The sequence below is a fragment of the Paraburkholderia sp. SG-MS1 genome (assembly GCF_012275575.1).
Classification (GTDB): Bacteria; Pseudomonadota; Gammaproteobacteria; order Burkholderiales; family Burkholderiaceae; genus Paraburkholderia.
Genome location: NZ_NPIH01000255.1, coordinates 16,939 through 38,079, shown reverse-complemented (window position 1 = coordinate 38,079; position 21,141 = coordinate 16,939). Strand labels below are relative to the sequence as shown.

The 21,141-nt window shown below is 63.5% G+C and carries 20 protein-coding genes and 1 pseudogene; 9 read left to right on the top strand and 12 right to left on the bottom strand.

Annotated elements, in window-relative coordinates; all coding sequences use genetic code 11:
* Positions 1-142: 142 nt before the first annotated feature.
* The 3 genes from CIC12_RS25725 to CIC12_RS25715 all read left to right on the top strand — a co-directional run bounded on the left by CIC12_RS25725 (position 143) and on the right by CIC12_RS25715 (position 3,832).
* Complete coding sequence (locus tag CIC12_RS25725; protein WP_168668238.1) at positions 143-982, top strand: CmcJ/NvfI family oxidoreductase; 840 nt, start codon at positions 143-145, stop codon at positions 980-982.
* Positions 983-1,174: 192 nt separating this feature from the next.
* The gene (locus tag CIC12_RS25720; RefSeq protein ID WP_168668339.1) at positions 1,175-2,146 is read left to right on the top strand and encodes an aliphatic sulfonate ABC transporter substrate-binding protein; all 972 of its coding nucleotides are present in this window, start codon (positions 1,175-1,177) and stop codon (positions 2,144-2,146) included.
* Positions 2,147-2,698: 552 nt separating this feature from the next.
* Positions 2,699-3,832, top strand: a complete 1,134-nt coding sequence (locus CIC12_RS25715; protein WP_168668237.1) for a response regulator — start codon at positions 2,699-2,701, stop codon at positions 3,830-3,832.
* A gap of 42 nt (positions 3,833-3,874) precedes the next feature.
* Here the strand turns inward: CIC12_RS25715 and CIC12_RS25710 are convergent, their stop codons facing one another.
* From CIC12_RS25710 to CIC12_RS25700, 3 genes are all read right to left on the bottom strand, one after another.
* On the bottom strand, positions 3,875-6,427 hold the full coding sequence (locus CIC12_RS25710) for a hybrid sensor histidine kinase/response regulator (protein WP_168668236.1): 2,553 nt from the start codon (positions 6,425-6,427) through the stop codon (positions 3,875-3,877).
* A 16-nt stretch (positions 6,428-6,443) separates the two neighbouring features.
* Positions 6,444-7,670, bottom strand: coding sequence for a hypothetical protein (locus tag CIC12_RS25705; RefSeq protein WP_174772199.1), 1,227 nt, complete (start codon positions 7,668-7,670; stop codon positions 6,444-6,446).
* 389 nt (positions 7,671-8,059) lie between these two features.
* Positions 8,060-9,391 carry a phospholipase A gene (locus CIC12_RS25700; protein ID WP_342030570.1) on the bottom strand — a complete coding sequence of 444 codons (1,332 nt, stop codon included), beginning with the start codon at positions 9,389-9,391 and terminating at the stop codon, positions 8,060-8,062.
* A 189-nt stretch (positions 9,392-9,580) separates the two neighbouring features.
* Here CIC12_RS25700 and CIC12_RS25695 point away from each other — a divergent pair, with 189 nt between their 5' ends.
* A complete protein-coding gene (locus tag CIC12_RS25695) occupies positions 9,581-9,838 on the top strand; it encodes a hypothetical protein (RefSeq protein WP_168668235.1) in 258 nt (85 codons plus the stop codon).
* Here the strand turns inward: CIC12_RS25695 and CIC12_RS25690 are convergent.
* From CIC12_RS25690 to CIC12_RS25670, 5 genes and pseudogenes are all read right to left on the bottom strand, one after another.
* Positions 9,798-10,301, bottom strand: a complete 504-nt coding sequence (locus CIC12_RS25690) for a hypothetical protein (RefSeq protein ID WP_168668234.1) — start codon at positions 10,299-10,301, stop codon at positions 9,798-9,800. The two genes, CIC12_RS25695 and CIC12_RS25690, sit on opposite strands and share 41 nt — an antisense overlap.
* 86 nt (positions 10,302-10,387) lie before the next feature.
* Positions 10,388-11,179: a phytanoyl-CoA dioxygenase family protein gene (locus CIC12_RS25685; RefSeq protein ID WP_342030569.1), complete on the bottom strand. Its 792-nt coding sequence runs from the start codon at positions 11,177-11,179 to the stop codon at positions 10,388-10,390.
* A gap of 176 nt (positions 11,180-11,355) precedes the next feature.
* On the bottom strand, positions 11,356-12,006 hold the full coding sequence (locus CIC12_RS25680) for a sulfotransferase (protein WP_238812888.1): 651 nt from the start codon (positions 12,004-12,006) through the stop codon (positions 11,356-11,358).
* Positions 12,007-12,210: 204 nt separating this feature from the next.
* Positions 12,211-14,167: pseudogene (locus CIC12_RS25675) on the bottom strand (VTT domain-containing protein).
* 308 nt (positions 14,168-14,475) lie between these two features.
* Complete coding sequence (locus CIC12_RS25670; protein ID WP_168668331.1) at positions 14,476-15,123, bottom strand: HD domain-containing protein; 648 nt, start codon at positions 15,121-15,123, stop codon at positions 14,476-14,478.
* A 159-nt stretch (positions 15,124-15,282) separates the two neighbouring features.
* Here CIC12_RS25670 and CIC12_RS25665 point away from each other — a divergent pair, with 159 nt between their 5' ends.
* Together CIC12_RS25665 and CIC12_RS25660 are read left to right on the top strand one after the other, a co-directional pair.
* Entirely contained in the window at positions 15,283-15,621 is a 339-nt protein-coding gene (locus CIC12_RS25665) for a hypothetical protein (protein ID WP_168668233.1), read from the top strand.
* Between the two features lie 100 nt (positions 15,622-15,721).
* Positions 15,722-16,198, top strand: a complete 477-nt coding sequence (locus CIC12_RS25660; RefSeq protein WP_168668231.1) for an OsmC family protein — start codon at positions 15,722-15,724, stop codon at positions 16,196-16,198.
* A 164-nt stretch (positions 16,199-16,362) separates the two neighbouring features.
* Here CIC12_RS25660 and CIC12_RS25655 read toward each other — a convergent pair whose 3' ends face one another.
* Together CIC12_RS25655 and CIC12_RS25650 are read right to left on the bottom strand one after the other, a co-directional pair.
* Positions 16,363-16,596: a hypothetical protein gene (locus tag CIC12_RS25655; RefSeq protein WP_168668229.1), complete on the bottom strand. Its 234-nt coding sequence runs from the start codon at positions 16,594-16,596 to the stop codon at positions 16,363-16,365.
* Positions 16,597-16,661: 65 nt separating this feature from the next.
* Entirely contained in the window at positions 16,662-17,129 is a 468-nt protein-coding gene (locus CIC12_RS25650; RefSeq protein WP_168668227.1) for an Lrp/AsnC family transcriptional regulator, read from the bottom strand.
* Between the two features lie 154 nt (positions 17,130-17,283).
* Between CIC12_RS25650 and CIC12_RS25645 the strand changes: the two genes are divergently transcribed.
* Positions 17,284-17,958, top strand: coding sequence for a LysE family translocator (locus CIC12_RS25645; protein WP_168668225.1), 675 nt, complete (start codon positions 17,284-17,286; stop codon positions 17,956-17,958).
* 54 nt (positions 17,959-18,012) lie between these two features.
* Here the strand turns inward: CIC12_RS25645 and CIC12_RS25640 are convergent, their stop codons facing one another.
* Positions 18,013-18,186, bottom strand: a complete 174-nt coding sequence (locus CIC12_RS25640; RefSeq protein ID WP_168668223.1) for a DUF1289 domain-containing protein — start codon at positions 18,184-18,186, stop codon at positions 18,013-18,015.
* Positions 18,187-18,323: 137 nt separating this feature from the next.
* Here CIC12_RS25640 and CIC12_RS25635 point away from each other — a divergent pair, with 137 nt between their 5' ends.
* On the top strand, positions 18,324-18,644 hold the full coding sequence (locus CIC12_RS25635; RefSeq protein WP_168668221.1) for a YnfA family protein: 321 nt from the start codon (positions 18,324-18,326) through the stop codon (positions 18,642-18,644).
* A 66-nt stretch (positions 18,645-18,710) separates the two neighbouring features.
* On the opposite strand, the gene CIC12_RS25630 is transcribed toward CIC12_RS25635, so the two are convergent.
* The gene (locus CIC12_RS25630) at positions 18,711-19,220 is read right to left on the bottom strand and encodes a DUF1993 domain-containing protein (protein ID WP_168668219.1); all 510 of its coding nucleotides are present in this window, start codon (positions 19,218-19,220) and stop codon (positions 18,711-18,713) included.
* Between the two features lie 302 nt (positions 19,221-19,522).
* Here CIC12_RS25630 and CIC12_RS25625 point away from each other — a divergent pair, with 302 nt between their 5' ends.
* Positions 19,523-21,082, top strand: coding sequence for a S53 family peptidase (locus tag CIC12_RS25625; protein ID WP_168668217.1), 1,560 nt, complete (start codon positions 19,523-19,525; stop codon positions 21,080-21,082).
* Positions 21,083-21,141: the final 59 nt, after the last annotated feature.

Genomic DNA, 21,141 nt, shown 5'->3' with positions numbered 1-21,141 from the left:
TCGCGCACGGCGATTGCCTGCGCTGAGGCGAAGGGCGACGCATGCCCATCGCCGCCACGCTCCGCGTGCCGCGGCCCGCTGGTCGCAGGAAATCGATCTGCGGCCCTTCAATGATTCGTTTTAGCGTGATGGGGACGTGAACATGAGCGATATCGTCATCGATGCGCCTGCGTCGGCCGCGGCGATCGAAGCAGAGCTGAACTACCTCGAATTCACCGGCGAGAAGCCCGTGTCGTACCAGTACGAGCCTCCGCCGGGTGTGCCCAGGCGCAGCGGGGTATACCGGTCGCATCGGGTGCGGATCTCGAATGCGCGCGTGACGCCGCCGCCCGGCGGCCTGTCGCTCGACCGTAACGGCTTCGAACTGCATCGGCATGCGAGCGCGCTGAGCGATTTCTCGAACGCGGCGCGGATCGAATCCGTCTACTACCCCGAAGCGCAAGCGCTGCTCAAGCAGGCCACCGGTGCGCGGCGCGTCGTGGTGTTCGATCACACACTGCGTGACGGCAAGCCTCAGCGTGCCGAGGGCGTGCGCGAGCCGGTCAAATACATCCATAACGATCAGACCTTCGTGTCCGGGCCGCGCCGCGTGCGCGATCATCTGCCGGCGGGCGAAGCGGAGCGTCTCCTGCAAGGCCGCGTGGCGATCGTCAACCTGTGGCGGCCCATCGGCGAGACCGTGCAATCGTCGCCGCTTGCGCTGTGCGACTCGCGCAGCATCGCGCTGAACGATCTGGTCGCGTCGGACCTCGTCTATCCGGACAAGGTCGGCGAGACCTACGCCCTGGTGTTCAATCCGCGGCACCGCTGGTATTACTTCCCGCACATGACGCCCGACGAATTCCTGCTGCTGAAAATCTACGATTCCGCGGGCGATTCGATTGCGCGGCTCAGCGCGCATTCGGCATTCGACGATCCGACGTCCGCCTCGGATGCGCCTGCGCGCCAAAGCATCGAATTGCGCTCACTGCTGTTCTTCTGATTTCCTGCGTGCAAAGCAGGCCGGCGTCGTTATGCCGTTGCCTGCTAAGCATAGAAAAAACGCTCGCTTATCCGTGCGATCCGGCATTGCTACGATCGGGGGCTTGTCGGATTGACCACACCGGAATTTCGAGCCGTGACATTTTCCTTCTTTCGTTTGCTCGCCCGCGCGGCGTTGACATCGGCGCTCGTCATGAGCGCCGCCCACGCACAAACCGCCGCTCATCCTCCGGTGCCGGTGAAACTGCGGATCGGCTATCAGAAGTCGTCGACGCTCATCACGATCCTGAAAGCGCGCGGCTCGCTCGAGCAGGCGCTGGCGCCGCTCGGCGTGACCATTAGCTGGAACGAGTTTGCGAGCGGCTTGCCGCTGACCGAGGCGCTCAATGCGGACGCGGTCGACTTCAGTGCCGATGTCGCCGATACCGTGCCGGTGTTCGCCCAGGCCGCGCATGCACGGTTCGTCTATGTCGCGCAGGAAGCGCCGTCGCCGGGCGCGCAGGCGATCATCGTGAAGCGCGACGGGCCGCTGCATACGCTTGCCGATCTGAAGGACCGGCGCATCGCGGTGACCAAAGCAGCGGGCAGCCATTATCTGCTGCTGGCCGCGCTCGCCAAAGCGGGCCTCACGCCGGCCGATGCACACATCAGCTATCTGACGCCCGCCGACGGACGGGCCGCGTTCGAACGCGGCAGCGTGGACGTGTGGATTACGTGGGACCCATACGTCGCGTCGGTCGACAAGGCGCCCGACGTGCGCATTCTCGCCAATGGCGAAGGTCTCGCGTCGTATCAACGGTACTACCTCGCCTCGAGCAGTTTCGCCGCGGCGCACCCGGATGTGATCAGCACGGTTTTCGCGCAGTTGACGTCGGCGGGCGTGTGGGTTCGCACCCATCCCGACGACGCCGCCAAGCTGCTCGCGCCGGTCTGGGGGCTGGACGCTGCCACGATCGAACGTGCGAACGGGCGTCGCAGTTACGCCGTGCGCGCCGTGGATGTGCAGAATTTCGGCGAGCAGCAAAGGATCGCCGACACGTTCTATCGCGCCGGTCTTCTGCCCGCGCCGGTCGATACGGCCACGGCCCTGCGCTGGAACTTCACGACGAAGCGGGCCGAAGCGGCGGGCGCTTCGACTACGGCATCTGCGTCGCCGGGTGGATAGAGCGTGCGGCAACACCTCGACAATCCCGATACCGCGCCGTTCGCTCCAGGGTGAACGCAAACGGGCGACCGCCTGAGCATTGAAAGCCGCACATGAACCGCCGACTCCGGCGGTCGCGGCACGCCCTGCGTTTTTGCTCAGCAACCGTAGCTGGACGCGGCCGCCAATTCCTTGCCGTCACACCTTGCACTACGAGCCCGATCCGCTGGCCGGCATCCCTGCCTGCTCGCGGACTCACGAGCCGCAGCCTTTCCAAGCCGGCCGCGCCGCGCGCCGCGCTTCTGTCCATCACACGACCCATCACGCATAGACACATTGAGCGGCTCGATGACGCTCAGTGGAATCTCGCGTGTTTCACCGCGCGCAAACGCAGCGCCCGGCATGGCAGTTCAGGCACAATGCGCGGGATTGCAGCGCAAAACGGACCGTGCCAATCCGCAACGGAAACCCTCAGACGCTCAAGCTTTCGCTATGATCCTGGCGAACTTCGTTTTCATCACCCGCCAGGTTGCCTGCTTCAATTCTTACCTGCCGCGATCCGCCGAGAATGCAATGAGCGATACCACGCAGCCCCCGTTTTCCATCCTCTTCGTCGATGACGAGGAGTTGTCGCGCAATCACTTCGCCCGCGCGATCCGCGCGGACTACTGCGTGCACGTCGTGCAGAGCGCGGACGAGGCGATCGCCGTGCTGAGCGAGCACGGCGCCGAGATCGCCGTCCTCGTGACCGACTACCGCATGCCTGGCCGTGACGGCGACGACCTGCTGCGCCAGGTGGCACAGGAATATCCGCAGATCGTGCGGATTCTCGTGACCGCGTACGCCGACAAGGACATGCTGTTGCAGACGGTCAATAACGGCGAGGTGTTCCGTATCCTCGAAAAACCGCTGCGCACGGAAAAGGTTCGGGAAGTCCTGCACCTGGCCATTGCGCGCTACGCCGAGCGGGAAACCCGCCAGCAGCGGCTGCTGGCGATGGACGAGACGCTGGCCTTCCTCGCGCACGAACTGAATACGCCGCTCGCGACGATCTCGCTGTTTGCGCGCTCCGTCGAAACCGACGTGGCCGAGCAATACGATCCGCAACGCCAGCAGGAGATCGGTCACGCGGCCAGATCGATGCTGAACAATGCGCAGTATTGCCTCACGCTCATCTCGTCGTTCTGGGAGACGGTGCACAAAAGCGGCGGCCAGCAATCCGCGCAGGAGGGCGCCATTCGCGAGGTCAGGGCGACCCGCCTGATCGCGACGCTGCTCGACACCTATCCGTTCGTCGGGTCGCAGCGCGACTGGGTACAAGTCGACGTGCGCGGCGATTTCGTGGTGCGCGCGATGCCCAATTGCGTCGCGCTCGTGCTGTCTTCGCTGCTGTCCAATGCGCTGCGCGCGCTCGACGGTACGGCGGCGGCTCCCTCACTGCGCCTCGAAGTGGTGGACAGCCCGGAGCCGGAGATCCGCATGTGCGATAACGGTCCCGGCATTGCGCCGGAGATCAAGGCGCGGCTGCTGCTGGACCCCGTCACGACTTATGCGGGCGCGGGCGGTCATGGCATGGGCATGATCTTCTGCAACCGCATCATGCAGTCTTTTGGCGGCTGCCTACGGATCGAGTCCACGCTCGGTGAGGGGACCACGGTCACGATGGGCTTTCCCCAACCGAAAGCACGGCTGCAAGACGGCGACTAGTGAGGCGGCGCGCGCAGTCAGCTTTCTACTCGCGCTACACCGTTAATCGCTCAACGCATCCCGATGATCGTGGCGTGCTTTGGCCGACGCATAGTACTTCTGCAGCGCGTCGGCCGAACGCCCGCCCAACGTGCTGATGTGCGCGAGCCAGTCGGGCTCCGACGGCCATTCGCCGTCAATCACACGCGGATAGATTTGCCGCGCGAACTGATGCAGCGCCTTGGCGCCGATATTGCCGCTGACGCCTAGCAGGACGTGCAATGCGGTGTGCGTGGCCTTGATGTCGAGCGCCGCGGTGCTAGTCGTGAGCCGCGCAATCAACGAGCGAATCTGCTCGATGCCGTTGAGGAACGTTTCGTCGAGCAGATCGAGCGCGACCAGTTCATCGAGGTGTTCCTCGTCGAGCAGATCGTCATCGGAGACGGGCGCAAGCTGGCCGGAAGACTCCGGTGTTGCCGGCAGATCCTGCTGCGCCGATGCGTGCGGCGCGTCCAAGGCGCGTCGCAGCGCGAACTGTCTCGTCAGGCACGCGTGAAGCGAACCCGCTTGTACGGGTTTGATCATGACTTCGTTCATGCCGGCGGCGAGACATGCCTGCACGGACTCGATGTCGGATTGGCCCGTCAATGCAATGATCGGCACCTGCGCATACGCGTCGGTGCGCGCGCGAATCGACGCGGCGGTTTCGACGCCGCTCATGCCCGGCATGTTGACGTCCATCAGGATCGCGTCGATTACACCGTCCTGCTGCAAACAGGCCAGCACGGCCTGACCATGTTCCGCCTCGACGACGGTCGCCCCGCAGCGTTCCAGATAGGCTTTGGAAATCAGGCGGCTGTACGTGTCGTCGTCGGCAATCAGGATCGATTTGCCGGCGAAGCTGTCGGATCGCTGGCTCAGGTGGTGGCGGTTGCCGTTCTCGAAGAGTGCCTGCAACCCGCTGATCAATTCCTGCACGCTGGCCGACTTGCCGATGATTTCATCCATGCCGGCCCGCCGCGCTTGCAGGCGCACCGCGTTGCCGGGCTCGGCCGTATAGGCGGCAATCAGCACGCTGCAGTTCGGACACGCGTGGTCGGCGCGAATCCGCTCGGTGGCGGCATAGCCGTCCAGCACCGGCATGCTGATGTCCATCAGCACGAGATCGTAGGGCGATGAGCGACGCAGCGTCGTCAAGGCGATCTCGCCGTTTTCCGCCTCGCTCACATAGGCGCCCGCCTTCGTCAACGCGCGACGGGTTCTTGCCCGCTGACCGGCGTCGTCATCGACGATGAGAATGCGCTTGCCCTGGAAGACCGGCGCCGCGCGCTCGAAAATCCTGCGCTCGTAGTCGTCGGCTTCGTCCTTCGAGACGACCGGAAAGCGCAGCGAAAACTCCGTGAACCTGCCGAGTTCCGAGCGGCAGGCGATCGTGCCGCCGAATGCGCGCATCGCGCGCTGGCAATACGCGAGTCCCAGCCCCGTGCCGCCTGAATTGCCCGCCGTGCGAAATGGCTCGAACAGATGCGGCAGGATCTCGGGCGCAATGCCGGCGCCCGTGTCGCGAACGACCACGGATTGCTTGTCGACGGTGAGCGTGAGCGTCGCGAGCGGATGCGTGGCGATGTGATAGAGCGCGTTCTTGATCAGATTGAACAGCGTGAACAGGTAGACCGTTTCGTCGACCTTGAAGACGAAATCTTCCTTCACCACGAGGCTGACCTTGTCGCGCGCCGTGTCGTCGTCGAAGCCGTATTCTTCCAGCGCCTTACGCGTGGTGGCCGCCGCATTCAAGTAGACCAGGCGGTCCGAACGGATGGGCTTTGCGCTGACTTCGTCGAGCGTCATGGCGATGATGCGCAGGCCGCGCTCGATCGACACCTGCCCCTGGGCGAGATGACCATACAGCGAGGCCGCGTTCTCGTGCGACAAGGCGGGTGCGCGACTGGATTCCGAGGCGACGGGCAGCGCTTCTTCCACGCGATCCAGAACGTGCCGCAACTGGCTCAGCGGATTGCGCATTTCATGCGCGATCGAACCCGCGAGCGCCTGGAGCGCGCGGTTCTTTTCGACGAAGATGCGTCCTTTGCTGATCGCGTGACTGAAGGCCATGCTGCACAGAACGACCACCGGCATCACCGCGAGATTCGACTTGTCGTCCGCGGCAAGCACGATCGGCTCCGGCGAGGAGATGACCGCCGCCAGCGTGCCGGACAGTGCGCCAATGCCGATACACGCGATCAGCAAAAGCGGATTGTCGATACAAAGCGCCAGAATGAAGATCATCATCACTTCGGTCATCATCCACATCGTGGAGAATGAATTCCTGACCGTAAGGAATGTGCAAACGAATGGCAATACGTAGATCAGCGCGCAATGCCAGTAAATCAGCAGGTAATGGTTAAACCGCTTTGGCCAGTACGACTGGAAAAGCAATGGAATACAGATGACCGCCGCGCTCAACCGGAGCAGAAGATTGTCGTATGGCTGCGGCAGGAGATAGGTCCACACGACGTAATAGATGGGGTGGCACAGGAGGCCAAGTACGCCGCCCCATCGAATTGCGAACCTGCTTCGTTCAAGCATATCCCGCATGCTTTCGCGCGATATCGCCATCAGGCCTCCGTTGATATTACGACCCCATCAGTTCAGGGTTGCTGCGTTGTTGTGTGTCGAGGCTGATCGGCGAGCCGTTTTTCCCGTGGAAAGGGCCGACCGAGAACCCGTACTTCTTCAAGAGACCGTGAGTATAAGAGACCGACCACACGGGCGGGCTGCCGATGATGAAATCGGACGCAATGCCTTCCTGCCAGGCCGAGTAGCCTTCGGCGAAGCAGGTGTAGCAGTCGCGCGTAGACGGCAGCCTGAACGGAAAGGTGGTGTCGAGCCCGGCGGGACCGCGGGCGAAACACTCAATATATAGCGTCTGGCCGCGTGACGCGAGTTCGGCCTCGACGCTCGCCGCCCGGGGATGGGAGTCGTCGATCCAGAACTGCGCGCGTCTGAGCTCGGACGCGCTGAGGTAGGGCACGCTGGTGCTGCTCGCGAGGATTGCGCCGTCGAACTGCGGCAGCGGCGTATCCGGGCTGAAGGTGTGCACCGACACGCGCGACTTGCCCAGCAGGTCCGACGCCAGCAGTTCTTTGGCCTGTTCGGTGAGCAGATTCAGCTTGTCCGGCAGGTCGATCAGAACCAGCTCTTTCGGGGCGTCCTTGTAGAGCAGATACTTGGCCACCGTCGTGCCGAGCCGTCCGGCCGCGCCGAAAAGGGCGAGTTTGGTGTTGCCAAATGCGAGGTCGAGTTCGTTGCAGCAATGGATCGCCCAGTCCTTCAGCATCGCCGCGGTGGCCGCGTGGCCCGTGGTGATGTGGGGCGGCTTCGTATGGCGCGGCAGGGCGCCATAGTTGCACGCATAGGGCGTGGACGCGCCCATCGCCACCATGTTCAGACCCGCTTGCCGCGCCAATTCCAGAGCCGGAAAAAATTGCGTTTCCCGGAAACGCTTGATACCGCGCGGACTGCCTAGCCACATTTCGAGCGGCACCGGACAGGCGATATTCGCTCCGATGATCTGGGAGCCGGAATAGATCGGCGATGCAATAAAAGGCCTGGTATGCCAAAGCTCCTCTTCAAATGAGGCGCTTCGATGCTTGACATTATGAAAAGAAAATGAAAGCGTATCCCAGTCCGTAGCGTGAAACAAAAAACCCACTCCGCCGTGACCTGGGGGCAGGTTATCCCGGATCTGTTCCGGGAGGATGGTGTGTTTGAGTGCCAGTGGCGCACAATTCAGATGCAAATTCAGCCCCGCGTGCTGTTCGGAATGAGTCGGCACTTCCTTGAGAACAGAAGTTTTCATTGGTTTTCCCTAATGTTGGAATTCGCTGCAAAATCAGCGGAATGTCGCCGGTCAGGATTGACGGGCAACCCTTCAACTCTAGAGAAAAGTGCTGTTGTGTGCCCGTCTGTTCGTTAACAGAGCATGGGGTGCGTTGGAACTCGCAGTTGCACGGGAGCGCCGACGTCAGCGCGCAAACCGCGAGGGCAGGCGCCGCGAACGCCGCCATGACTGACGCCGAGACCGACCCGGTGAACCGCCGATCGTGTTCTTTTGATTGGCATCCCTATCAATGCGAAAGGCCGCTTCATAAAGCGGCCTTTCTTTCGCGTAGCGATGCACGTGTGGCCGCATCCGGAGCCGGTCAACTGCGTTCCGCTGGCGCGCGAACGCTCTCCATCACCCGCTCACTACCGCGTGATGCTATACCCGATTCGCGCAATCCACCGATGCTGGTTGTAGTCGAGAATATCCTCGCCATAGCCCGTGAAGAACCCGACCCACAGATAGCCGCCCCAGGCGCTATTAATCAGCTTCGCCAACGGGTAGGTGAACTGCGTATCGATACTGCCCTTGGTGGACTTCGTGCCTTTTCTCAATGTGGTGGCCAGTTGCCAGCCATCTGTACTGCCGTATTTGAGCAATAGATCCACGTAGCCGCGGTAGTCCGCGATATCGTGGTTCTCTCCCGCAATATGCACGTAGTAATAGAACTTCGGCGACACGGTCAAATGGTTGGCATTCAGGTCGCCGAACTCCCACGTGGGGCGCACGAATAAGATATCGACGCCACGCGATTCGGGACCGTCGCGGCCATTCGATTCGTGACCGTAGCCGGCCATCAGGCTCATCTTGCTGAATAGCGAGCTCTTCCAACCTGTGTCATCCAGAGAATAGAACAATTGAGGCATGTAGCTCGTGTCCCGGAAGGGCGCGGAGTATTCGCCGAGATCCCACAACGAAGTTTGCGTGTACCCAAAGTACAGGTTGTCGACGAAGCGTTTCGAGCGCGGGTCGTCCGGTATGACCATGCGGAACTTGAAGCTCAACTGAAACTTCGCGAGGTTCTCTCCATTCGAGCCATCGGCGAAATACATCGGTTCGAATGCGGAGAAACGGCTCAGGAAACTGGTCACCTCTGGCGAGGGTGCATTGGCGCGGGCGGGCGCCGGTGCGGGTGAAACAGGGAAGGCGCTCGCGGGCTGTTCCGGGATAGTCGACACTTGTCCCGCCGTGCCCGGCGCACCCTCCGACGAAGCCAGTTCCGTCGTTTTGCCGGAGTTGGGCGGACGGGTGAGCATGACGAAAGAGGGCGAAGCATCGAGATCGGGAATATCGAACTTCATCGCGCCGCGGGCCCATTTGGGCCACGTGCCACTATAGCGGACCGCCTTGAGATCGCCCGTTGCCAGCTTGATGTGATCGGGCGTGCCGCTATCGCGAGTGAGCGTCAACGGAGTCGGTATGACGTCGATGTTGCTAACGGCGATTTTCAATTGGGCGGGAACGTTGTATTCCGAGCCGTCCGGCTGATCACCGGAATAGAGAATCGTGACTTCGAGTGGGGCACTGGAAAGCGCCTCGCGCGGCGGGCGCAGGACCGCAACGCCGGCAAAGCTGGTCGCCGGATAGCACAACACCAGCGCGCTTATTCCTAGAGATAACCCGGACGCATATGAGTGTTTGCCGCCGACGATGAACCTGCGGCCTTTCTTTACTCGAAACATCAATCGATTCCACACACGGAACTCCCATTGATCTACGAACTCAGGTTGCAGTGAGACGATAGCGTTAAAGCGGGCCGTTGGGTAAAAAAAATAGGGGCATGTGCTATCGATGACAGAAGCGCCCGCGCATGCTGGTGATCGGCTCTCCTGCATTTCAAATGCCGTATTTCCAATGTTCTCGTGCGTCCATCGATTGATTGATCCGTGTCTTCTCCGGGCGGGGTGCTCGCTGATTCTGCCAGCCGGATCGATGAATTGCGCAAGCGGAAGAAAATTGCGCAGAACTTCTTCTACTCGAACCGCAAGGGTGCGCGATTGAATCTGATCGCCGTTGCATTTCTGCAACGAACGAATGGCGGGATGTCCTTTGAGGATCGCCAGTGCGAGCGCGTCGCGTCGACAACAGTTTCAGTCGACATCGTCACCGCTTCTTCGGGGGCGCCGCGTTTTGCAGAGGGTTGAAGCCGGAACCTGCCTGAGTATTGCGACCGGCGCGAGACGGCTTCGCTTTTGTATTCGACGTAGCGCGTGTCCCTGCCAGTTGTTCAAGCAGTTCGGACTCCGGGGCATCGTCGTTCCCGATTGGCGGGGCCGCGGAGCGTTTGCGCGGCTTGCCGGTAGCGCGTCTGTCGTCGCCACTGACCGGCCGTGCCGCTTGCTTAGCCGCTCCGACGATATGGTCGATCACAGCGGCGTAATCCTGATCGACATTGTCGAGTGCCTTGCCGGGCATCATGACCGAGACCACGACTTCCGGCAACGAGCGTTGGTCGTTCGCACGCGAGTCGGGACGAGTATCCCATCGGGTTCCGGCGAGCGAGACAATCACACGTTCCAGCACTGCCGGCGACAATATTCCGCCATCGTACAGGCTCAATATCAACCGTTCGGCGACGGCGAAGAGCGGGTCGATGCGTGAGGGCATACACGCTTCTCCAGAGGGGGCGGTCACAGTCCCGCTCGGCATTCCCGCCGTTTTGAATGGCGGGCCGAGACGGTACTCCAGCGCGATCAGTAAGCGAATTTGCGGTACTGCTCGGGCGCCGACGCGCCGTCCGCCTGATCGACGCGCGGCATGTAGCGCAGCAGCCGCTTCGCGCGCGGACTCAATTGTTCATCGACCGCGACGGGCACGTCGATGTGCACTTCGGGACGGAAATACCAGCTCCTGCTGTAGCCGATCACCACCATCGGGCGAGGCTCGTCGGTCCTGTTCGGTGTGCCGCGATGCAGGGCGCGCACGTCGCGGATCATCACGTCGCCGAGCTCCATCGGAATCGCGTGCAATGGCAAGCGGCCTTCGCGCCAGGCATTCATCGCGTCCTCTGAGCGCATACGATGCGTGCCGAGCGTGGTCTCGAACGGACCGTTTTCCGGCGTGACGTCGCACAGCGGGAAATTGACAGCCAATTGGAAGGAAGGCGTTTCCGGCATCCCATCGAACAGCGCCGGTGTATCGCGATGGATCTCCTGATACGCCGAGCCGTTCAGCGGCGTGTCGGTGGCAAGCTGACACATCACCGGTTCGTCGCCCGCGACTCGCTCGACAATGCCGAGCACGTCCGGATCGCAGAAGATGCTTTCGTCAGCGAATACGCCGCTAAACGGCAGCGTGATGTAATGCCGGTTCGCGCCGCGCACGGCGGTCGCATTCGACGCAATGCGCTCTTCGAGCAATGGGGCGAACGCCGCACGCCACGCGTACAGCGTGGCCTTCGCAAAGTGGCGACGCAGGATGACCATGCCGTCTTGCTCGAATGTGGCAGCGTATTCGTCGAGTTGTCCGGGTGTGAAGCGTTCCACCGTCGTCTCCTTGATATCGTCGTCGGGCCGCTCGGGCCAGCGCTCATCTTAGCTTCTTCCGACGTTGCGAGCGACAGGTGGATGACAGGTGTGAACGTTTTCCGGTTTGCAAGGCGGGGAGGGGCGACGCCCGAGGGTGGCGTTGCCGGCGCTGTGCGGTCCGTAGACATGCCAGATTACGCAGCCGCATACGCCAGATGCGTGGCGGCTCTTCCTGCAAGCGCCAGCAGTTTGCCGTCGCCGGCCGGCTCGTCGGGATCACATATAGATCGGCGGTATCGGTTACGGGATCGCTGAACGGTGTCGGCGACTCGCGCTGGGCAATGAGAAAATCGCTGATCGGCGATGCGTCCGCGGGGCCGAGGAAGCGCCCGATATGCGCGCCCGTCGCGAGCGGCTCTTCGATCAGACCGCGATAGGGAATGGTCAAGCCAATCGGGGAGTTCTTCGAAGAAATCGATAACCTCTCCCACATATTGGCCCCAGACGCGCACGCCGTCGTCGATCGATCCTATCCAGCGTTTGTGCAGCAGGGAATTGGCGACCTGGCGAGGATCGCGGTGGATGTGAATGAAGCGCGCCTGCGGCGACAGCTCGGGGATCAGCAGCAAACGGGAACCGGAACGCGGCAGATGTTCGACCGAACCGAGACGCCCCGACAGGCCCGTCGGGTCCGCGTACGAAGGATGCTTGCCGCCCCAGATCGGCGCCGTGATCTCGAGTTCTTCGCGATAGAAACGCTCGACCCACGCGCCCAGCGTGCGCCGGCTGAATTCCGCGGCGGCTTTGTGGCGCGTGGGACGTGCGCAGTCCGAACGCTTCGGCATGCTTGCCGGCCATGGAGACATAGGGCAACAGCACCAAAGAAATGCCATCCGCACACTGCCAGGCTTATCCACAGAAAATGTTCATATCCTTGTGGACAAGTTCTGGCCAATTGGCCTAACTCCTTGAGCGCAAGGCGAATTGTCAGGTGGTCCAACGAACGTGCGGACTGTGCGCGCCCGCACCAAATCGCCGTCCCGAGCGGCTCATTCCACCGGCGACGCCAGCAACGACACCGGCACGCCATGACAATCCACCTTGGCGAGAATCGCAGCGCCGGATCCGGCGCCCGGTTTTCCGCGCGCATCGAAAGCAGCCGCCTGCCTGTCCACCCGCAGAATGTTGATGGGCCACGTCGGCCGCGAAAGCCGCTCGTGCGCGAGCGCGCCGACCCACAGCGGCGTGGCGGTGTTGCCGTTCGCCACGGCATAACCGCTTGGCCAGAAGCGCAGCACATCGCGTTCGGCGCGCGTATCGCCGGGGCGCATGAAGACCAGCGACGAAGGCACCCCGTTGTTGAGCTTGGGCAAGACCGGCAGCGAGACCGCGGCGACATCGGGCGATGCGAGCGAGAGCAGGCTGTGCGCGGACACGTCGGTGCCCTCGACCCATCCTTGGGCGCGCAGTTGTCCGCGGATCGAATCGAGGTCCGACACCCACTGCAGCGTGAGCGGCTCCTTGCGGTCGCCACCCATGTCCGAGCGATAACACGGCAGGCGCTTCCACAAGGAGAGCGTCCACTCGGACTGCGTGACCAGCACGGGCGCCGCCCGCGGCGCACTGGCAGGCGGCGCCGGGGGATCGACGCCGAGCTGCACCCCCACACTGAACAGTGTGACCGCCAGCACCACCGCGGGCATGAATGTGCGCGGCGGCGGCGCCTGCGGATGCCGCCACATCGCCGTCAACGCGACGAGCGCCACCCACGCGTACGCGAGCGCGGCGCCGCCGATCGCATCGGAGAGCCAGTAGCGCCCGAAGTACACGCCCGCGAGCGCGACCACGATCACCACGATCGTGCTGGCGGCCGCTACCAGCACGCCCGCCAGCATGCCGACCCGCCGCGCGAGCAGGAACGCGAGAAAGCCATACACGATGACGGTCGCGGCGACGTGATTGCTCGGAAACACGTAGTGAGCGCTCANTCAACAATTGGGAAAACACCACCGCCGCGAGCCAGTAGCCGATGGTGCGCCAGCGCCGCTCCCACAGCATCCACACGACGACCATCGCGATCAGCGCCATCAGCGTGACGCCGCTGCCGAGCGTCTCGAGACCGGCGAGCACGCTGTCGCTCCACGGCGTGCGCACCGATTGCAGGAAGTGATAGACGGACAGATCGACCGCCGTCAGCGGGTCGCCGCTGATGACGTCGCCAAGCACGCCGATAAAAAGCGCGCCGGCCACCAGCACGATCAGCGAAGTCACGAGGATGTAGGTTGCATCCGGCGTCTCGGGATCGAGCATCTTGCGCGCGACGCGGCCAAGCGGTCCGGGATGCCGGCACGCCCAGTCGCCGAGATAGCGGCCCGCCGCGCTCGACCACGCGTTCGCGTGCGAGAGCAGGAAGCCGGCGCCGCGAAAGCTGAGCCAGACGATGCATACGAGCAGCGCGAGAATCACGACGAGCCGGAACGACACCGCGCCGGCCAGCAGCACCGACGCGCCGAACACCACGCCTGGCAGGATATGGGCGGGCGCCCACAGCAGCGCGGACAGCACGTTCATCGCGTAGAAGCGCAGCGGCGGCATGCCGAGCATGCCCGCGACGACCGGCACGATGGCCCGCAACGGTCCGATGAAACGCGCGAGCACGACGCTCTTCGCGCCATGCTTGTGAAAGAAGCGGTGGCCCGCGTCGAGCAGCTCGGGGTGTTTGCGGAACGGCCACAGCTGGACGATCTGTTCCTTGTAGCGGCCGCCGAGCCAGAAGCTCATGCCGTCGCCGGCGATTGCGCCGACGATTGCCCACACGAATACCCAGCCGAGGCTCAGCGAACCGGTGCCGGTTAGCGCGCCGGCGAGGAACATCGCGGTGCTGCCGGGCACGAACGTGCCGACGACGGCAAGGGCTTCGAGAAAGGCTGCGAGGAAGACGACCGTGAGCATCCACGCCGAGTGGCCGGCTAGCTGGTGCAGAAGGTGGATGTAGGCGTGCTCCATCGTGCGCGATCGGCCGTGCTGGCGTGACGATCGATCATAACGCTCGGCAGGGTGGTGTTATTGCTTTTTGGCGGGTGGTGGAGTGAAAGGCGGATGGAGATGCTGAAGCGTTCGGCGAGGGGGGCGACGGCGACGATCTCGTGGACGCGCAATGGGATGCTTGCGCGCTCCAGGTCGCGGTAACTTCGCCCTTTCCTGCGACGTGCCGGACGATCTTGCCGAGGCCTGGTTTGCCGCGTGCCTTGGCGGCCGTGCGCGTTGGGTACAGCGCGACGCTTCATCCATTTGCGCACGCGTCATGCCCACGCTCAGATCTCTTGCGCGAATTCGTCGACGAAACGCTTTAGCCGCGCGTGGCGAACGGCGGCCATACGCGCGCCGGTCTCTGTCTGGAAACCGGACGAGAGCTTCAGCAGCTTGGTATGAAAATGATCGAGCGTATAGCGCGCGTCGTCCAGCGGACGTTGCAAGGCGTGCGGATCAGCCGGGTCGTACAGCGCGCGGCCCAATCGGCCCGCCACGTAGAAGCAGCGCGCCACGCCCAGCATGCCGATTGCGTCGAGCCGGTCGGCATCCTGCAACGTTTTCGCTTCGAGGGTAGCGGGCGCAATGCCGGCAGAGAAACTGTGCGCCGCGATCGCATGCGCGGCGGCTTGGACTTGCGCGTCCGGCCAGCCGAGCGACTTCAGCACGGCGGCCGCCTTGCCGGCGCACAGGCGCGACGCCTGAGCGCGCAATGGCGAGTTCTTCTCGACCGCCACGCAGTCGTGTAGCAGCGTCGACGCGAACAGCACCTGCGCATCGCCGCCTTCCTTTGCGTGGATCGCCGCAGCGTTCTTCCAGACCCGCTGCAGATGCGAGGTGTCGTGCGATCCGTCGCCGTGGTCCTTGTCGAAGGCGTGCGGCAGCAGGGTGCGGGCCAGGTCCTGGAAGGGGGCGAAGGCGGGTGTCGTCATCGGCGTGGCGGGGAAAAAGCCGTCGATTATCGCGCATCGCGTGTCGCCCCGCGATTGCGCGCCCGTGAACGAAGCAGGGCGCGCGTCGTCATACGTATTGAGCGCGCCGCTTTGCGCGGCATCGGCTCTCGGCATTTCAATGATGTGACGGAGTGAGCCATGAAGATCGTAACGGGCAGTATGGCTGTGACATGGGTAGCGCTATGCATCGGTATCGCGGGCGCCGCCGATGCTCAGCAGTCGGGCAACACCAGCGCCGGTATGAGCGGCATGCAGTCGAGCGGCGCCCACAACACAGGCGCCGCTGCCGCGGGCATGGGGACGGGCGCGGGGACGGGCCTCGGCCCGACCCCGGGCATTGGCACGTCCGTGGGCGTAACAGGCCGCAGCAGTTCGGGTCCGGCGCTCAACAACATGCGGGCAAACGGCACGAGCCTCGACATGAACCCCGATCCACGCGCGCCGAACGTGACCGGCAAGGCGGCGCCGCGCCGGTAGACGGCGGTTCGTCACGCTCGCGTACGGCGCGCCGGGTGTCGTGACCAGCGCGTATAAAATGCCCATCCCGGCGCGGTTTTCCGACGACAAGGAGCGAGGCATGGCATACGGTGAGCACAAATACAAAGTCACGGTGCAATGGACAGGTAACCGCGGCAGCGGCACCTCGGGGTACCGCGATTACGGCCGCGATCATCTGATTACGGCGGGCGGCAAGCCGGCTATTCCGGGGTCGTCGGATGCGGCTTTTCTCGGCGACGCCAACCGATGGAATCCGGAGGACCTGCTGGTCGCCTCGGCTTGCGCATGTCACAAGCTCTGGTATCTGCATCTTTGCGCGGATGCCGGCATCGTGGTGCTCGAGTATCGCGACGACGCCGAAGGCTCCATGCTCGACAGTGCGAAGCAGGGCCGCTTTTCAGAGATCGTTCTGCGTCCGCACGTTGTGATTCGGGCAGGGGGCGATGTCGAACAGGCCACGCATTTGCATCACGTGGCGCACGAAAAGTGCTATATCGCGAATTCGGTCAACTTCCCGATTCTTTGTGAGCCGGTTGTGGAAACGGATGCGCGTTGACGCGGGAATTTTCGCTACACGCCGTGCTGTTCCGTGAGCCGCGATAGCGCGGCGCATGCGCAGTCAGTCAGACATCGGAATGCTTCGTTAAACGAAGCATTCATTCGCCGACGCGGGCGCAAAGTGCCGCGCCACGGCGCAACAGGCGGCCGGGTTTTTCCCGTTCAGCGATTGCCGTCGAGCAGTTCGCCGAGCAATTCGTCGAATGCCGCCTGGGCGTCTTCGAGTTCCTGCAACGCGGCGTCGAACGTTTGTAACGCGAACTGTGAGGGCTTGCCGCTGCCAGCGGGCGGGAATTGCGATTGCAGCGACGCAAACGCCGACTGCACCCGTTGGGTCGCGGTCAATACACGCTCCATCGCGGCTGATTCTTCGGCTCGCGCCTTTTCGTGGTCCATGAAAACTCCGAGTTCGTCTGGCCGGCTCACGCCGTTTCAAAGGGGTGACTATGCCACGTTCGTGCTCAGGACAGCGGCAAGCCGCCGTTGGCCTTCACTTCCCGCAACGACAACGCCGACTCCACCGACGTCACGCCCGGCAGGCTGCGCATCTCGTCGCGCATGAAGCTGCCGTAATCGTCGAGGTCGCGCGCCACCACTTGCAGGATGTAATCGGCGCTGCCCGACACGTTATGGCACGTGAGAATGCGCGGGATGGCCTGCACCTCACGCTCGAAGCGGGTCGCCACCGTGCGGTCGTGCACCGCGAAGCGCACATAGACGAACGCGACGACGCCGAAGCCGAGCGCGGCGCGCGAGAGCATCGCGTGGTACTGGTCGATATAGCCGTCGCTTTCGAGACGCTTGAGACGGCGCGCGCAGGGCGTCTCGCTCAGGCCGACCGTTTCAGCGAGCCGCGCATTCGACATGCGGCCGTCATTCTGCAGCGCGGCGAGGATCGCGCGGTCTGTCTTGTCGAGCTCGGCTGTCATGGCTTGGGGGGGCTGCGCTGAAGGAGTGGAAAATCTGTTTTGAAAGAGGAATCTTAGCGCATTCCTCCAAATAGTCACGTGAGAGTCCGGAAATTCGCCAGCAACCTCTCCGCTGACGATAGCAAGATAGAGGCTTGGAGAACAGGAGGCTCAGATGATTTCCGCACACCTGCTGACGGTTTATATCGCGGCGCTGGTCGTGGTCTACGCGGTGCCGGGGCCGGACATGGCGCTGGTCCTGCAAACGAGCATCGGACGCGGCGTGCGCAGCGGTTTCGCGGCCGCCGGCGGGCTGGGCGTGGCGCGCGCCACGCACGTGACGCTCTCGGCGTGCGGCGTCGCGGCGCTATTGCGCAGCGCGCCGTGGCTGTATGACGTCGTGCGCTATGGCGGCGCGGTGTATCTCGCCTGGGTGGGGATTCAGATTTTCCGCTCGTCGGTGTTCGCGCTGCCCGAAGGCGGCATTGGCGGTGGCATTGACGGCGGCAATGAAGGCAGCGTTGCGCAGACCGCGAACGCCGGGGCGCGTCCGCTGCGGGCAGCGTTCGTCAAAGGCTTGTTGACGAATCTGCTGAACCCGAAAGCGTTGCTGTTCTGCTCGGTGTTGTTGCCGCAATTCGTGCGTCCGGAAGCGGGGCCGGTCGCCTGGCAGATGATCGAACTCGGCGTGGTGCTGCTCGCCATCGGCGCGTGTTTCGATGTGCTTTATGCAATCGGCGCCGCACGGATTGCCAACTGGGTGCGCGCCCATCCGCTTGTGCAGACCTTGCAGCGCTGGGCATTTTCGTGCGCATTGATCGGCTTCGCGCTGCGGCTTTCAATCGACTGACGGGGCCGCTCGGCCATTCCTCGAGCGGCTCGTTGCGATGGTCTCGCTAGCCGCTCACTTCTTCAGCTTATGCTCGCGTCGCGGACGATCCTCGATGATCTTCCGGCGATGCTTGTCCTTCATCTTCTTCCAGCTTTTGCATTCGTCGCGCGTGCGCATGCAACCGATACAGAAGCCGGTTTTGCTGTCGAACTTGCAGATGTCGATACAGGGTGACGCGACGCTCATGACTGATAGCCAGCAGGACACAGGGAACGAGGACTGTCGCACGCGGCATGCCCGCTTCGCCAAGTGATTGTGTTAATAAAGCCGATAGGGCCGCGCATCCGTACGCGACGAGGTGATCAACCTGCTTCCACCCATCGATGAAAACTTTCCTGCTGTATGTCGTGACTGCCGTTGCCGAGATTGTCGGTTGCTATTTGCCGTGGCGCTGGCTGAAAGAGGGCGGCTCCGCGTGGCTGCTGTTGCCAGGCGCGCTCAGCCTCGCCCTGTTCGCGTGGCTGCTGACGCTGCACGGCACCGCCGCGGGCCGCGTGTATGCGGCTTACGGCGGCGTGTACGTGGCGGTGGCGATTGCCTGGCTGTGGTGCGTCGACAAGGTGCGGCCCACGCTGTGGGACGCGGCCGGCGCGGCATTGACGCTGGCCGGCATGGCCGTCATCGCGTTTCAGCCGCGCATCTAGTCGCGGCACGGCGCATCGCGGCTGGCGCGTCTAACGCCTGCCGCGCCCGACGCCCGCGTGTTCGCTTTACTTGATGCCGCCGAGGTAGTCCAGCTTGCCGAGTTCGACGCCGTTGTGACGCAGAATGTCGTACGCGGTCGTGACGTGAAAATAGAAGTTCGGCAACACGAACCCGAGCAGATACAACAGCCCCGTGAACTCGATCGGACCCGTGCGCATCTTCAACGTGATGGGACGCTCTTCCGAGCCGTCGATCTGCGCCGCAGTGAATCCCTTCAGATAATCGATCGTCTTCTGAAGGCGGGCCTGGAGTTCGTCGAAGGTCTGTTCGACGTCTTCGTATTTCGGCGCTTCGACGCCGGCCAGACGCGCGGCGCAACCCTTCGCGGTGTCGCTCGCGATATACACCTGGCGGACCAGCGGGAGCATGTCCGGTGCGAGCCGGGCGTTCGTGAACACCGAAGGTTCGATCTGCTTTTCGGCAGCGTGCACTTCGGCTTTGCCCAGGATGGCTTGCAGGTTCGTCAGGCCGCGAATCAGCACGGGCAGGGATGCTTGATACATCGAAATTGACATGGGGTTCCTCTGATTCTTCGATCGGGCGCGCGGACGGCGCGCGAGGCAATGTAACGGCTGGATTGCCGCTGCAGCATCATAGCGCGAGCGGTGCGGGATACGCATTGACGCAGCGCGCATCGGCCATCCGGATAACTGCCGCTCGCGCCGGAACTGTGGTCGAATGCTCGGGTCGGACGATTTGAGGAAACCGTTGAATCAGCAAACGGCCGCCGTGCCATGCCAGCAGGTTGGGCAGGCGCGCGCCGTGCTCGGGTCCACTTTGCGGCCCGCGCCGTCACGCTTACAGGAGAGTCGACACCATGGTCAACAAGCACCCGTTGCCGGGAAGCGAGCGAACGGAAGAACTCGGTTCGAAGGTCGTTGGGCAATGCGATCCGGCGGAGCGGATCGAGGTTTTCGTGATGCTGCGCCGTCAGCAGCAGGCGCAGTTCGATGCGCTGATGAGCCGGATCGAAGCCGGCGACCCCGGCGTCCAGCCGCTGTCGCGCGAGACGCTTGCCAAAGATTACGGCGCCGCGCCGGACGACATCGCGAAGGTCAAGGCTTTCGCCACCGCGCACGGCTTGACGGTCGTGCGCGAGGATGCGGCGGCGCGCTCGGTTCTGTTGAGCGGCACGATCGCGCAATTCCAGAGCGCGTTCGGGGTCAAGCTGCAACATTACGAACACCACACGGCCGGCCAGTTCCGTGGGCGCACCGGCGCGATCAGCGTGCCGGATGATCTGCACGACGTGGTCGAAGCGGTACTCGGGCTCGACAACCGGCCCCAGGCGCGGCCGCACTTTCGCATCCGGCCGCCGTTCGTGCCGGCCAAAGCGCATCAGGCGTCTTTCACGCCGCCGCAACTCGCATCGCTTTATCAGTTTCCGCAAGGCGATGGCGCAGGGCAGTGCGTTGGCATCATCGAACTCGGCGGTGGCTATAACACCAGCGATCTCAACACTTATTTCGCGAGTCTCGGCGTGGCGTCGCCTGCGGTGAAATCGGTCGGTGTCGATCAAGGCGGCAATCATCCGAGCGGCGACCCGAATGGGCCGGACGGCGAGGTCACGCTCGACATCGAAATCGTCGGCGCGATCGTGCCTCGCGCGACCATCGCCGTGTATTTCACGCAGAACAGCGACGCAGGTTTCATCGACGCCGTGAGCCGCGCGGTGCACGACACGGCCAACAAGCCGTCGGTGATTTCGATCAGTTGGGGCGGCCCGGAGTCGATCTGGACCAGCCAGTCGCTGAAGGCGTTCAACAGCGTCTTGCAGAATGCGGCGGCGCTCGGCGTGACGGTCTGCGCGGCCTCCGGCGACAGCGGTTCGAGCGACGGCGCGAGCGGCGGCGATCAGGTCGATTTCCCGGCGTCGAGCCCCTACGTGCTGGCCTGCGGCGGCACGAGCCTGACCGCGGCGGGCACGTCGATCTCGCACGAGGTGGTGTGGAACGATGGCGCGGAAGGCGGCGCCGGCGGCGGTGGCGTGAGCCGCGCGTTCCCGGTACCGGTGTGGCAAAAGGGTTTGTCGGCGAAGTCGTCGGGCGGCGGGAGCAAGCCGCTCAGTGGGCGCGGCGTGCCGGACGTGGCGGGCGACGCGTCGCCGATCACGGGCTACAGCGTGTTGATCGACGGCACGCAAACGGTGGTTGGCGGCACCAGTGCGGTCGCGCCGCTGTGGGCTGCGCTGATTGCGCGAATCAACGCGGCAAAAGGTCAGCCGGCCGGCTTCGTCAATCCGAAGCTGTACAAGGCGCCGGATGCGTGCAACGACATCACACAAGGCAACAACGGCAGCTTTGCGGCGGCCGCCGGCTGGGATGCATGCACTGGGCTTGGAAGTCCCAATGGTCAGAAGGTGGCGGCCGCACTATAGTCTGCAAGTTGCTGGAGCCAATGGATGGTCCCTGGCGCGTCCCTCCGGGGCGCCTTCGG

Bases quoted from the DNA above. Each gene is read 5' to 3' on its own strand.
- CIC12_RS25725 (WP_168668238.1), top strand. From the start codon at position 143: ATGAGCGATATCGTCATCGATGCGCCTGCGTCGGCCGCGGCGATCGAA.
- CIC12_RS25720 (WP_168668339.1), top strand. From the start codon at position 1,175: ATGAGCGCCGCCCACGCACAAACCGCCGCTCATCCTCCGGTGCCGGTG.
- CIC12_RS25715 (WP_168668237.1), top strand. From the start codon at position 2,699: ATGAGCGATACCACGCAGCCCCCGTTTTCCATCCTCTTCGTCGATGAC.
- CIC12_RS25710 (WP_168668236.1), bottom strand. From the start codon at position 6,427: ATGGCGATATCGCGCGAAAGCATGCGGGATATGCTTGAACGAAGCAGG.
- CIC12_RS25705 (WP_174772199.1), bottom strand. From the start codon at position 7,670: ATGAAAACTTCTGTTCTCAAGGAAGTGCCGACTCATTCCGAACAGCAC.
- CIC12_RS25690 (WP_168668234.1), bottom strand. From the start codon at position 10,301: ATGCCCTCACGCATCGACCCGCTCTTCGCCGTCGCCGAACGGTTGATA.
- CIC12_RS25680 (WP_238812888.1), bottom strand. From the start codon at position 12,006: ATGCCGAAGCGTTCGGACTGCGCACGTCCCACGCGCCACAAAGCCGCC.
- CIC12_RS25670 (WP_168668331.1), bottom strand. From the start codon at position 15,123: ATGACGACACCCGCCTTCGCCCCCTTCCAGGACCTGGCCCGCACCCTG.
- CIC12_RS25665 (WP_168668233.1), top strand. From the start codon at position 15,283: ATGAAGATCGTAACGGGCAGTATGGCTGTGACATGGGTAGCGCTATGC.
- CIC12_RS25660 (WP_168668231.1), top strand. From the start codon at position 15,722: ATGGCATACGGTGAGCACAAATACAAAGTCACGGTGCAATGGACAGGT.
- CIC12_RS25655 (WP_168668229.1), bottom strand. From the start codon at position 16,596: ATGGACCACGAAAAGGCGCGAGCCGAAGAATCAGCCGCGATGGAGCGT.
- CIC12_RS25650 (WP_168668227.1), bottom strand. From the start codon at position 17,129: ATGACAGCCGAGCTCGACAAGACAGACCGCGCGATCCTCGCCGCGCTG.
- CIC12_RS25645 (WP_168668225.1), top strand. From the start codon at position 17,284: ATGATTTCCGCACACCTGCTGACGGTTTATATCGCGGCGCTGGTCGTG.
- CIC12_RS25640 (WP_168668223.1), bottom strand. From the start codon at position 18,186: ATGAGCGTCGCGTCACCCTGTATCGACATCTGCAAGTTCGACAGCAAA.
- CIC12_RS25635 (WP_168668221.1), top strand. From the start codon at position 18,324: ATGAAAACTTTCCTGCTGTATGTCGTGACTGCCGTTGCCGAGATTGTC.
- CIC12_RS25630 (WP_168668219.1), bottom strand. From the start codon at position 19,220: ATGTCAATTTCGATGTATCAAGCATCCCTGCCCGTGCTGATTCGCGGC.
- CIC12_RS25625 (WP_168668217.1), top strand. From the start codon at position 19,523: ATGGTCAACAAGCACCCGTTGCCGGGAAGCGAGCGAACGGAAGAACTC.